Annotated in this window: 9 protein-coding genes and 1 pseudogene; 7 read left to right on the top strand and 3 right to left on the bottom strand. The window is 69.6% G+C overall.

Annotated elements, in window-relative coordinates; translation table 11 throughout:
- Positions 1-514: pseudogene (locus G3N62_RS20555) on the bottom strand (nodulation protein NfeD); the annotation flags it as partial.
- A 121-nt stretch (positions 515-635) separates the two neighbouring features.
- Positions 636-1,670, bottom strand: coding sequence for an AraC family transcriptional regulator (locus tag G3N62_RS20550; RefSeq protein ID WP_034189302.1), 1,035 nt, complete (start codon positions 1,668-1,670; stop codon positions 636-638).
- Positions 1,671-1,807: 137 nt separating this feature from the next.
- On the opposite strand from G3N62_RS20550, the gene G3N62_RS20545 reads away from it, so the two are divergent.
- The 6 genes from G3N62_RS20545 to G3N62_RS20520 all read left to right on the top strand — a co-directional run bounded on the left by G3N62_RS20545 (position 1,808) and on the right by G3N62_RS20520 (position 9,358).
- Positions 1,808-2,941, top strand: a complete 1,134-nt coding sequence (locus tag G3N62_RS20545; RefSeq protein WP_034189303.1) for an acyl-CoA dehydrogenase family protein — start codon at positions 1,808-1,810, stop codon at positions 2,939-2,941.
- 226 nt (positions 2,942-3,167) lie between these two features.
- Positions 3,168-4,874 carry an AMP-binding protein gene (locus G3N62_RS20540; RefSeq protein WP_034189304.1) on the top strand — a complete coding sequence of 569 codons (1,707 nt, stop codon included), beginning with the start codon at positions 3,168-3,170 and terminating at the stop codon, positions 4,872-4,874.
- 109 nt (positions 4,875-4,983) lie between these two features.
- Positions 4,984-6,513, top strand: a complete 1,530-nt coding sequence (locus tag G3N62_RS20535) for a CoA-acylating methylmalonate-semialdehyde dehydrogenase (RefSeq protein ID WP_124607657.1) — start codon at positions 4,984-4,986, stop codon at positions 6,511-6,513.
- Between the two features lie 18 nt (positions 6,514-6,531).
- Positions 6,532-7,431 (top strand): 3-hydroxyisobutyrate dehydrogenase, encoded by a 900-nt coding sequence (mmsB, locus tag G3N62_RS20530; RefSeq protein ID WP_049031012.1) that lies wholly within the window; start codon positions 6,532-6,534, stop codon positions 7,429-7,431.
- A complete protein-coding gene (locus G3N62_RS20525) occupies positions 7,431-8,222 on the top strand; it encodes an enoyl-CoA hydratase (RefSeq protein ID WP_034189307.1) in 792 nt (263 codons plus the stop codon). Before mmsB ends, G3N62_RS20525 begins: the two co-directional genes overlap by 1 nt.
- Positions 8,219-9,358: an enoyl-CoA hydratase/isomerase family protein gene (locus G3N62_RS20520; RefSeq protein WP_124669662.1), complete on the top strand. Its 1,140-nt coding sequence runs from the start codon at positions 8,219-8,221 to the stop codon at positions 9,356-9,358. Before G3N62_RS20525 ends, G3N62_RS20520 begins: the two co-directional genes overlap by 4 nt.
- A 43-nt stretch (positions 9,359-9,401) precedes the next feature.
- Here G3N62_RS20520 and G3N62_RS20515 read toward each other — a convergent pair whose 3' ends face one another.
- Positions 9,402-10,322 (bottom strand): LysR family transcriptional regulator, encoded by a 921-nt coding sequence (locus G3N62_RS20515; protein ID WP_069706733.1) that lies wholly within the window; start codon positions 10,320-10,322, stop codon positions 9,402-9,404.
- A gap of 178 nt (positions 10,323-10,500) precedes the next feature.
- On the opposite strand from G3N62_RS20515, the gene G3N62_RS20510 reads away from it, so the two are divergent.
- Positions 10,501-12,039, top strand: a complete 1,539-nt coding sequence (locus G3N62_RS20510) for an MFS transporter (RefSeq protein ID WP_124669663.1) — start codon at positions 10,501-10,503, stop codon at positions 12,037-12,039.
- Positions 12,040-12,044 lie beyond the last annotated feature (5 nt).

Here is a 12,044-nt window from a genome sequence, read left to right as displayed (position 1 = left end):
CGGCAGGGTTCCCGCCCGGCGGCGCGGCGCCGCCGATGCCGAACTGCACGGGCGACGCCGCGCCGAGATTGGTGCCGGGCGCCATCGCCGCGAAGTGGCTCGCATACACGATGTAGGTGCCCGCGCTCGCGGCCCGTGCGCCGCCCGGCGCGACGAACGCGGCGACCGGCACCGGCGAGCCGAGGATCGCCTTGATGATCTGCCGCATCGACGTATCGAGGCCGCCGGGCGTGTCGAGCTGCAGGATCGCGAGCGGCGCGTGCTCGCGGGCGGCGCGCTCGAGCGCACGCACGATGAAATCGGCGCTGGCCGGGCCGATCGCGCCGTTGACGGGGATCACGATGACCGGGCGCGCGGCGGGCGCGTCGACGGGCGACGGCGCGGCGACCGCGGCACATACGACGAGCAGCGCCGCGAACAGCGCGGCGCGCGCGACCCGCGCGGACAGCGGGTGACGGGGCCGACCGTCGGGCGCGGCAGGCGCCGGCGGCGGCTCATGACGGTGAAAGCGCATCGGGGCGTCCAGGCGGCGCGCGGCCGCGCGCCGTCCGGCTCGCGGAATGGGCGTGGGCCCGATGCTTAAAGATTAGGCGGTTTCGGCGCAAAGCGCGAAGCCATGGCCGCGCCGGCCGGATTCAGACCGCGCCGCCGCCGCGCGCGAGCACTTCGTCGCGGTAGTCGGCCGGGCTGCGGCCGCTCCATTTGCGAAACGCGCGATAGAACGCGCTGGGCTCCGCGAAACCGGTGGCGGCCGCGACGTCGGCGATCGTGCGCGCGGGGTCGGCTAGCGCCTCGAACGCGAGGTCGCGCCGCAGCGTGTCCTTGATCGCCTGGTAGGCCTGGCCCTCCTGGTGCAGTTTGCGGCGCAGCGTGGCCTCGGCCACGTGCAGCCGTGCGGCCATCCCGCCCGCGCCGGGCCACGCGGCGGGCGGCATCCCGCGCAGCACCGCGCGCACGCGCTGCGCGAGCGCATTCGGGTTGCGGTACTTGACGATGAAGCTGGCCGGCGCGTTGCGCAGGAAGGTTTTCAGCGTCTTCGCGTTCTGCACGACCGGCAGCGTCGCGAATTCGGGATCGAAATCGACATACGAATCGGGCTCGTTGAACCGCATGTCGTCGCAGAACATCGACGGGTATTCGTGGTCGGCGGGCGGCGTGTCGCAGCGGAAGCACGCATGCAGCAGCGGAATGCGCCGCCCGATCAGCCAGCAGGTCAGCCCGTACACGATGATGAAATAGGTCGCGTACGTGAACATCGCGGGCGTCGCGCCGTTGTTGCGGTGCACGAAGCGCAGCCGCACGCGCTGCGGGTTCGCGTCGAGTTCCGCGTGCAGGTCGTCGAGCACGCAGTGCATGAAATTCACCGCGCGCGCCATCGCATGCAGCCCGTCGCGCGCGGACAGGGCGGACTGGCTCATCGCGATGAAGCTGCCGCTGCGCATCGGGTGGCGATCCTGCCCGAAAAACTCGTCGTCCATCGTGCGCGCGATCGCGTTCCACAGCGCGCCGTACTGCTGCGCGGTCACGCGTGCGCGCGGCTGCGCGAGCAGCGCGGGCGCGATGCCGGCCTGCGCGAGCAGCGGCTCGGCCGCGACGCCGCGTCGCGTGGCGAGCGCGACGCTGTACGCGACGAGGCTGATCGCGACGGTTCCCTTGTCTTCCTGCTTCATCGGTGTCGCCGGTGTGGCAAAAACGCTCAGTGTAAATGAGCGACGCGAGCATCGAACAGTCGCGCCTGCTTGCCTACACTTGTTGCATCGAAACGCATGGACGGTCGCGCCCGGCGGCCGCGGGAGACAGCAGCACCATGGACGAGCTTTACACCGAAGACCAGCGGATGATCCGCGATGCCGCGCGCGCGTTCGCCACCGAGAGGCTGGCGCCGAACGCGGCCCAGTGGGACCACGACGCGCACCTGCCCGACGCGATCGTCGCGCAGCTCGGCGAGCTGGGGCTGCTCGGGATGATCGTGCCGCAGGAACTGGGCGGCTCGTATACGGACTACGTGGCCTACGCGCTGGCGATGGAGGAAGTCGCCGCCGGCGACGCCGCGTGCGCGACGATGATGAGCGTGCACAACTCGGTCGGCTGCGGGCCGATCCTCGGTTTCGGCACGCCGGCGCAGAAGGATCGCTGGCTGGCCGACATGGCGGCCGGCCGCGTGATCGGCGCGTTCTGCCTGACCGAGCCGCACGCCGGCTCCGAGGCGAACAACCTGCGTACCCGCGCGGAATTGCGCGACGGCAAGTGGGTGCTGAACGGCGCGAAGCAGTTCGTGACCAACGGCCAGCGTGCCGGGGTGGCGATCGTTTTTGCCATGACCGATCCGGAAGCCGGCAAGCGCGGCATTTCCGCATTCCTGGTGCCGACCGACACGCCGGGCTTCATCGTCGGCAAACCCGAGAAGAAGCTGGGCATCCGCGCATCGGATACGTGCCCGATCACGTTCGAGCATTGCGCGATTCCCGAAGAGAACCTGCTCGGCAACCGCGGCGAAGGGCTGAAGATCGCGCTGTCGAACCTCGAGGGCGGGCGCATCGGCATCGCCGCGCAGGCGCTCGGCATCGCGCGCGCCGCGTTCGACAAGGCGCGCCGCTATGCGGGCGAGCGCGTGCAGTTCGGCAAGCCGATCGCCGAGCATCAGGCGATCCAGCAGAAGCTCGCCGACATGGCCGTGCAGATCAACGCCGCGCGCCTGCTCGTGCACCACGCGGCGAAGCTGCGCACGGCCGGCTTGCCGTGCCTGTCGGAAGCGTCGCAGGCGAAGCTGTTCGCGTCGGAGATGGCCGAGCGCGTGTGCTCGGATGCGATCCAGATTCACGGCGGCTACGGCTACCTGGTCGATTACGAAGTCGAGCGTCACTATCGCGACGCACGCATCACGCAGATCTACGAAGGCACCAGCGAAGTGCAGCGGATGGTGATCGCGCGGCAGCTTTGAGCGGCGATGCGCGCCGCCGGCCGCCACGCGAACCGGCGAGCCGGCATACGACAGGCAATCAGGCAGGGCACGAGGGCAGCGCGGTGAACGCGGCACGCAACGACGTGACCGTGCGCCGCAACAGAGGAAACCGGGCACACGCTGCAGCGCGCGCACCGGTTGACGGCGAGGCATGGGATCCACGCAAGCGCTGAAGCGTCGACGCGGATCGACAGGAGACGACACGATGACGGTACAGGCATTCCTGGACGCACGCGATTTTCTGCTGCGCCATCGCACCGACTACGAAACCGCGTATCGCGATTTCGAGTGGCCGGTGCTCGATGCATTCAACTGGGCGCTCGACTACTTCGACCCGATGGCGCGCGGCAACACGCAGCCCGCGCTGTGGATCGTCGACGCGGCGACCGGCTCGGGCGATCCGTATTCGTTCGCGCAGATGTCCGAGCGCTCGTCGCGGATCGCGAACTGGCTGCGCTCGATCGGCGTCGTGCGCGGCGATCGCATCCTGCTGATGCTGCCGAACCGTGTCGAACTGTGGGACGCGATGCTCGCCGCGATGAAGCTCGGCGCGATCGTGCTGCCCGCCACCACGCAACTGTCGCCCGACGACGTGCGCGATCGCGTGCGGATCGGCGGCGCGAAATTCGCGATCGTCGACGAGAACGAAACCGCCAAGTTCGAACAACCCGACCTCGGCCTCGCGCGGAAGATCGTCGCCGGCGCGCCGCGCGCGGGCTGGCTCGCGATGAACGACGGTTATGCGGCGAGCGCCGAATTCGAGCCGGACGCCGTCACGCACGCGAACGATCCGATGCTGCTGTACTTCACGTCGGGCACGACGTCGAAGCCGAAACTCGTCGAGCATACGCACCGCACCTATCCGGTCGGCCATCTGTCGACGATGTACTGGGTCGGCCTGCAGCCGGGCGACATCCACTGGAACATCAGCTCGCCGGGCTGGGCGAAGCATGCGTGGAGCTGCTTCTTCGCGCCGTGGAATGCGCAGGCCTGCGTGTTCGCGTTCAACTACGCGCGCTTCGAGCCGAAGGTCGTGCTCGATGCGCTCGTCAAATACCGGGTGACGACGCTGTGCGCGCCGCCGACCGTCTGGCGCATGCTGGTGCAGCAGCCGCTCGCGTCGTTCGACGTGACGCTGCGCGAGATCGTCGGCGCGGGCGAGCCGCTGAATCCCGAGATCATCGAGCGCGTGAAGAAGGCATGGAACATCTCGATCCGCGACGGTTACGGCCAGACCGAGACGACCTGCCTGATCGGCAACTCGCCGGGGCAGCCGGTCGTCGCGGGCTCGATGGGCCGGCCGCTGCCGGGCTACCGGATCGCGCTGCTCGATCCGGACGGCGCGCCGGTGACCGAAGGCGAAGTCGCGCTGCCGATCGGCGCCGACGTCACGCGCCCGGTCGGGCTGATGAAAGGTTATGCGAACAACCCGGACGCGACGGCCCACGCGATGCGCGACGGCCATTACCGCACGTCGGACATCGCGATGCGCCGCGACGACGGTTACTACGTCTACATCGGCCGCGCGGACGACGTGTTCAAGTCGTCCGACTACCGGCTGAGCCCGTTCGAGCTCGAGAGCGTGCTGATCGAGCATCCGGCGATCGCCGAGGCGGCCGTCGTGCCGAGCCCCGACCCCGTACGGCTGTCGGTGCCGAAGACGTTCATCACGTTGCGGCAGGGCTACGAGGAAAGCCCGGCGCTCGCGCTGGAGATCTTCCGCTTCTCGCGCGAGAAGCTCGCGCCGTACAAGCGCATCCGCCGTCTGCAGTTCGCGGAGCTGCCGAAGACGATCTCGGGGAAGATCCGCCGCGTCGAGCTGCGCCGCCGCGAAATCGAGCGCGGCGACGACGCGACCGCGCGCATGCCCGGCGAATACTGGGAAGAGGATTTCGCCGCCGAACTGAAATGACCGGCTGCGGGCCTCACGTGCCGCATGTCGCGGCCGTTGCCCGCCGCCGAACTGAACCGGCCGCGCGGCGGAACGCCGCTTCGCGGCCCTCTGCAAGGAGAGAGGATCGATGAATGCGAATCCGACGCCCCGTACGGGGCAAGACGTGCCGACGGTCAAGCTGCTGATCGACGGCGCCTTCGTCGAGTCCGCCACGAACGAGTGGCGCGACATCGTCAACCCGGCGACGCAGCAGGTGCTCGCGCGCGTGCCGTTCGCGACCGTCGCGGAAGTCGATGCGGCCGTGCAGGCCGCGCACGCCGCGTATGCGACGTGGAAGAACACGCCGATCTCCGCGCGCATGCGCATCATGCTGAAGTTCCAGGATCTCGTGCGCGCGAACCAGCAGCGCATCGCGAGGACGCTGACGGCCGAGCAGGGCAAGACGATCCCCGACGCCGAAGGCGACATCTTCCGCGGCCTCGAAGTCGTCGAGCATGCGTGCTCGATCGGCACGCTGCAGCTCGGCGAATTCGCGGAGAACGTCGCGGGCGGCGTCGACACCTACACGCTGCGCCAGCCGCTCGGCGTGTGCGCGGGCATCACGCCGTTCAACTTCCCCGCGATGATTCCGCTGTGGATGTTCCCGATGGCGATCGTCTGCGGCAATACGTTCGTGCTGAAACCGTCGGAACAGGACCCGATGTCGACGATGGAACTGGTCGAGCTCGCGATCGAGGCCGGCGTACCGAAAGGCGTGCTGAACGTCGTGCACGGCGGCAAGGAAGTCGTCGACGCGATCTGCACGCATCCGCTCGTGAAGGCGATCTCGTTCGTCGGCTCGACGGCGGTCGGCACGCACGTGTACAACCTCGGCAGCGCGCACGGCAAGCGCGTGCAATCGATGATGGGCGCGAAGAACCATGCGATCGTGCTGCCCGACGCGAATCGCGAGCAGACGCTCAACGCGCTCGTCGGTGCCGGTTTCGGCGCGGCCGGCCAGCGCTGCATGGCGACGTCGGTCGCGGTGCTCGTCGGCAAGGCACGCGACTGGCTGCCCGATCTCGTCGCGAAGGCGAAGACGCTGAAGGTCAACGCGGGCGCGGAAGCGGGCACCGACGTCGGCCCGGTCGTGTCGCGCGGCGCGAAGGCGCGCATCCTGTCGCTGATCGAGGCGGGCGTGAAGGAGGGCGCGAAGCTCGAACTCGACGGCCGCGACGTGAAGGTCGCGGGCTTCGAGGAAGGCAACTTCATCGGGCCGACGATCTTCTCCGGCGTGACGACCGACATGACGGTCTACACCCATGAAATCTTCGGGCCGGTGCTGGTCGTGATGGAAGTCGACACGCTCGACGACGCGATCGCGCTCGTCAACGCGAATCCGATGGGCAACGGCGTGGGCATCTTCACGCAGAGCGGCGCGGCCGCGCGCAAGTTCCAGAGCGAGATCGACGTCGGCCAGGTCGGCATCAACATCCCGATCCCGGTGCCGGTGCCGTTCTTCAGCTTCACCGGTTCGCGCGGCTCGAAGCTCGGCGATCTCGGGCCGTACGGCAAGCAGGTCGTGCAGTTCTACACGCAGACCAAGACGGTCACCGCGCGCTGGTTCGACGACGACGCGACGGCCGGCCCGGTGAACACGACGATCCGGCTGCACTGAGCGGCGGAGGACACCATCATGAAAATCGGATTTATCGGCCTCGGCCACATGGGCGCGCCGATGGCGCTGAACCTGCTGAAAGCCGGCCATGACGTGCATGCGTTCGACCTGAGCGCCGATGCGTTGCGCGCGTTGCAGGACGCCGGCGCGCAGGTGGCCGCGTCGCCGCGCGACGCGGCGTCGGGCGCGACGTTCGTGATCACGATGCTGCCGGCCGCGCCGCACGTGCGCTCGGTGCTGTCCGGCGAAAACGGCGTGCTGGCCGGCCTCGGCGCGGGCGCGACCGTGATCGATTCGAGCACGATCGACCCGGCCAGCGCGCAGGCGTTCGGCGCGCTGGTGCGCGAGCACGGCGGCGCGTTCGTCGATGCGCCGGTGTCGGGCGGCACCGGCGGCGCGGCGGCCGGCACGCTGACCTTCATGGTCGGCGGCAGCGACGCGGATTTCGAGCGCGTGAAGCCCGTGCTCGCCGGCATGGGCAAGAACATCGTCCATTGCGGCGCGACCGGCATGGGGCAGGTCGCGAAGGTCTGCAACAACCTCGTGCTCGGCATCTCGATGGCGGCCGTGTCGGAGGCGATGTCGCTCGGCGTCGCGCTCGGCATCGACCCGAAGGTGCTGGCCGGCATCGTCAACACGTCGACGGGCCGCTGCTGGAGCTCGGATACCTACAACCCGTACCCGGGCGTGATCGAGACCGCGCCGTCGTCGCGCGGCTACACGGGCGGCTTCGGCACCGACCTGATGCTGAAGGATCTCGGCCTCGCGAACGACGCGGCGAAGCAGGCGCGCCAGCCCGTCTATCTCGGCGCGCTCGCGCAGCAGCTGTACCAGACGATGAGCAGCCGCGGCGACGGCCAGCTCGATTTTTCGGCGGTGATCCGCCTGTACCAACCGGCAACGAAGAAGGACGCGTGATGATCGAACTGGACTACGTCGACGACGGCGCGATCGCGTGCGCGACGCTCAAGCGTCCGCCCGCGAACGCCTTTACCGCCGACGGGCTGCAGCAACTGCAGGCAACCGTCGCCGAACTGAATGCGAACCCGCGCGTGCGCGCGCTGGTGATCACCGGCGACGGGCCGAAGTTCTTCAGCGCGGGCGCCGACCTCAACACGTTCGCCGACGGCGACCGCGCGGTCGCGCGCGCGATGGCGGCGCGCTTCGGCGCGGCGTTCGAGGCGCTGCACGACGCGCGCGTCGTGACGATCGCGGCGATCAACGGCTACGCAATGGGCGGCGGGCTCGAATGCGCGCTCGCGTGCGACCTGCGGATCGCCGAGACGCATGCGCAGATGGCGTTGCCCGAACCGTCGGTCGGCCTGCTGCCGTGCGGGCTCGGCACGCAGACGCTGCCCTGGCTCGTCGGCGAAGGCTGGGCGAAGAAGATCATCCTGACCGGCGCGCGCGTCGACGCGGCGACGGCGCTGCGGATCGGCCTCGTCGAGGACGTGGTCGACAGCGGCGCCGCACGCGACGCGGCGCTGGCGCTCGCGCGCAACGTCGCGCGGCAGAGCCCGCACGCGGTCGCGTACAGCAAGGAGCTGATCGGCCTCGCGCGCCGCGGCGTGCCGCGCGGCGCGGCGCTCGCGGTCGAGCGCGAACGCTTCGTCGACCTGTTCGACACGGCCGATCCGCGCGAAGGCGTCGCTGCGTTCCTCGGCAAGCGCGCGCCGCAATGGCGCACCGACGGAGAGCCGCAACGATGAGCACGCCGGTGACGAATCACGACGCGTTCGCGGAGCACGCGCCCGAGGTGCTGTTCCGCGTGGTGAACCGCGTGGCGCTGATCACGCTGAACCGTCCGGCCGCGCTCAACGCGCTGTCGTACGCGATGATCGGCGAGCTGGCCGCGTTGTTCGAGCGCTGCCGCCACGACGACCAGATCGTCGCGGTCGTGCTGCGCGGCGCGGGCGAGAAGGGCTTTTGCGCGGGCGGCGACGTGCGTGCGCTGTACCGGATGGTCGCGCAGCGCGAGACCTGGCTGCCGTTCTTCGTCGACGAATACCGGCTCGACCATGCGATCCACACGTTCCCGAAGCCGGTCGTCGCGCTGATGGACGGCGTGACGATGGGCGGCGGCATGGGGCTCGCGCAAGGTGTGGCGCTGCGTGTCGCGACCGAGCGCAGCAAGATCGCGATGCCGGAAACGCGCATCGGCCTCGTGCCCGACGTCGGCGCGACGCATTTCCTGGCGCGCATGCCGGTCGAACTCGAGCTGTACGTCGGGCTGACCGGCGCGATGCTGTCGGGTGCCGACGCGCTGAGCGCGAAGCTCGCGGACTTGTGCGTGCCGTCCGCATGGCTCGACACGTTCGAGACGCGCATCGAAAGCGTCAGGTGGGACGGCGACGCGCTGCCGCTGCTGCGCAAGGTGTTCGAGCCGCCGTGCAACGTGGTGCCGCATGCGGCGCTCGACAGCCAGATGCCGTGGATCGTCCGTCACTTCGACAAGCGCTCGACCGTCGAGCGGATCGTCGCGACGCTCACGCAGGAGCTGGCGCGCGAGGAACTGTCGCGCGAGCACCGTCAATGGCTGCAGGCGACGCTCGACGCGCTCGCGAGCCATTCGCCGACGATGCTTTCGGTGACACGCGAGGCGCTGCTGCGCGGGCGGCAGATGACGCTCGCCGAATCGTTCCGGATGGAGCTCGGTATCGTGGCGCGCGCGATCGAGGAGGGCGATTTCTGCGAAGGCGTGCGCGCGCATCTGGTCGACAAGGATCGCAAGCCGCGCTGGGCGCCCGCGTCGCTGGTCGAGGTGCGCGCCGAACGCGTGCGGCATTTCCTGACATCGCCGTGGAAGCTGTTCGCGCATCCGCTCGCGGATCTCGGCGCGGCGTGATGCCCCGGCGCGCCGCGCGGCGGCGCGCCGGTTCCCCCCGGTCTCATCGCAGTTCGTCGGGGCGCTCGATCATCGGCGGAATCGCCTGCGCGAGCGCGTCGATCACGCAGCGCGTCTTGCGCGGCAGGTAGCGCGTCTTCGGCCAGATCGCGTGAATGTCGCCTTCGCAGACGAAGCAGCGATCGAGCACGACCACCATCTCGCCGCGCTTCACGTAATGGTCGAGCAGCCAGCTCGGCACCCACGCGATGCCGAACCCCGATGCGCCGGCCGCGGCGATCGCCTGCACATCGTCGAAACTCAGTTGATGCGGCATGTCGATCCGCACCGTCGAGCCGTCCGGCGCGCGCAAGTCCCACGGTTGAACCACGCCCGAGCGTGAATACGCGATCGTCCGGTGATGCTTCAGGTCGTCGAGCGTCTTCGGCATCCCGTGGCGCGCGAGATACGACGGCGCGGCGCCGAGGCTGCCGTATTGCGTGCCGAGCCGCCGCACCGCGAGGCTCGTGCTGTCCGCGAGCGTGCCGATCCGGACCGCGAGGTCGATGCCTTCCTCGACGAGATCGACGAACCGGTCGGTGATCGACACGTCGATCCGCAGATGCGGGTAATGGCGTGCGAGATCGAGCACGATCGGCGTCACGCAGTGGTGCCCGAACGCGAGCGGCACGCTCAGCCGCAACTTGCCGCGCGCCTCGTTGCGGCCGCAATCGAGATCGGCCTCCGCCGCTTCCAGTTCCGCCAGCGCGCGCACGCAGCGGTCGTAGTACGCCTGGCCGTCGTCGGTCAGGCTCTGGCTGCGCGTCGTGCGCTGCAGCAGCCGCGCGCCGAGTCGCTTCTCGAGCCGCGCGATCGCCTTGCCGACCGCCGAACGCGTCATGTCGAGCCGTTCCGCCGCGAGCGCGAAGCTGCCCGATTCCACTACCTGCACGAAGGTCGTCACGCCGTCGAGTCTGTCGGTCATCGCAAGTTGCCGTGATTGATTCCTGAAATTCCCCAGTTCGTGGAAATGCATGCGTCAATGGGGAGGGAAATTCTCACTATAGTACCGATTCCCGCCCAGCGTGCGTTGCCGGCCGCACGCGGCGAATCCTACTCACCTGGAGGCGCGCGGCCTGTCGCCGGGCCGCCGCGCAATACGCATGACACGATCCGACTCCCGCAGGAACGCGGTCGCACTCGCGGCCGTCTGTCTCACGTCGCTGATGTTCGGCCTCGAGATTTCGAGCGTACCGGTGATCCTGCCGACGCTCGAACACGTGCTGCATGGCGACTTCAACGGCATGCAGTGGATCATGAACGCATACACGATCGCGTGCACGACGGTGCTGATGGCGGCCGGCACGCTCGCCGACCGGTTCGGCCGCAAGCGCGTGTACGTGATCGGCACCGTGCTGTTCGGCGCGACGTCGCTGCTGTGCGGACTCGCGCCGAACGTGCCGGTGCTCGTCGCGGGCCGGCTGCTGCAGGGCGCGAGCGGCGGCGCGATGCTGATCTGCCAGATCGCCGTGCTGTCGCACCAGTTCCGCGAGGGCCGCGAGCGCGGCCGCGCATTCGGGATCTGGGGGATCGTGTTCGGGATCGGCCTCGGGTTCGGGCCGATCGTCGGCGGCGCGATCGTCGCGCTGGCGAGCTGGCCGTGGGTGTTCCTCGTCCATGCGCCGCTCGCGGCCGTCGCGCTCGTGCTGATCGGCGGCGCGGTGCGGGAGTCGCGCGATCCGCATGCAGGCATGCTCGACGTCGCGGGCATCGTCACGCTGTCGCTCGCGGTGCTCGGTCTCGCGTTCTACATCACGCAGAGCGCGGCACTCGGGCTTGCGAGCGCGGCCGGGCTCGGCGTGCTCGGGGCCACGGTGCTCGCGCTGATCGGTTTCGTCGTCGCGGAGCGCGCCAGCGCACGGCCGATGTTCGACTTCTCGGTGTTCCGGATCCGCGCGTTCACCGGCGCGATCTTCGGCTCGATGGGGATGAACTTCAGCTTCTGGCCGTTCATGATCTACCTGCCGATCTGGTTCCAGGTCGCGCTCGGCTACGACAGCGTGACGGCCGGCCTCGCGTTGCTCGCGTACACGCTGCCGACGCTGGTCGCGCCGCCGTTCGGCGAACGGCTCGCGCTGCGCTACGGGCCGGGCGTCGTGATTCCGGGCGGCCTGTTCACGATCGCGGCCGGCTTCGCGCTGATGCGGCTCGGCAGCGCGGCCGGGCATGCGAGCTGGCTGACGATGCTGCCCGGCTGCGTGATCGCCGGCATCGGGCTCGGCTTGACGAACACGCCCGTCACGAACACGACGACGGGCGCGGTGCCGAGTTCGCGGGCCGGGATGGCATCGGGGATCGACATGAGCGCGCGGATGATCTCGCTTGCGCTGAACATCGCGGCGATGGGCTTCGTGCTGGTCGCGGGGATCGTCGCGAGCCTGAAGGGCGGGGCGGCCGGCGCGATCGGCGATGCCGCGCTGCGCAGGCTCGCGCAGGAAATCGCGTCGGGCCGCACCGACGGGCTGCACGCGATCGCACCCGCGCTCGCGCAGGCCGACCCGAGCGGCGCGGCGCTGCATGCGGCGCTCGTGCACGGTTTCGGCTGGGTGATGGTCTACGGCGCGGCCGGTGTTGCCGTGCTCGCGACCGCGAGCGCGGTGGCGTTCGCGCCCGCGCGGCGCCGGGCAGCGGTATGCGAATGACGCGG

It is taken from the genome of Burkholderia sp. Tr-20355, assembly GCF_017104685.1.
Taxonomy (GTDB): domain Bacteria; phylum Pseudomonadota; class Gammaproteobacteria; order Burkholderiales; family Burkholderiaceae; genus Burkholderia; species Burkholderia seminalis.
This window is presented reverse-complemented; position numbering and strand designations above follow the sequence as displayed.

What these genes read in the sequence shown, in the direction of transcription:
- mmsB (WP_049031012.1), top strand. Translation starts at nt 6,532, where the DNA reads ATGAAAATCGGATTTATCGGCCTCGGCCACATGGGCGCGCCGATGGCG.
- G3N62_RS20545 (WP_034189303.1), top strand. Translation starts at nt 1,808, where the DNA reads ATGGACGAGCTTTACACCGAAGACCAGCGGATGATCCGCGATGCCGCG.
- G3N62_RS20540 (WP_034189304.1), top strand. Translation starts at nt 3,168, where the DNA reads ATGACGGTACAGGCATTCCTGGACGCACGCGATTTTCTGCTGCGCCAT.
- G3N62_RS20520 (WP_124669662.1), top strand. Translation starts at nt 8,219, where the DNA reads ATGAGCACGCCGGTGACGAATCACGACGCGTTCGCGGAGCACGCGCCC.
- G3N62_RS20515 (WP_069706733.1), bottom strand. Translation starts at nt 10,322, where the DNA reads ATGACCGACAGACTCGACGGCGTGACGACCTTCGTGCAGGTAGTGGAA.
- G3N62_RS20550 (WP_034189302.1), bottom strand. Translation starts at nt 1,670, where the DNA reads ATGAAGCAGGAAGACAAGGGAACCGTCGCGATCAGCCTCGTCGCGTAC.
- G3N62_RS20510 (WP_124669663.1), top strand. Translation starts at nt 10,501, where the DNA reads ATGACACGATCCGACTCCCGCAGGAACGCGGTCGCACTCGCGGCCGTC.
- G3N62_RS20525 (WP_034189307.1), top strand. Translation starts at nt 7,431, where the DNA reads ATGATCGAACTGGACTACGTCGACGACGGCGCGATCGCGTGCGCGACG.
- G3N62_RS20535 (WP_124607657.1), top strand. Translation starts at nt 4,984, where the DNA reads ATGAATGCGAATCCGACGCCCCGTACGGGGCAAGACGTGCCGACGGTC.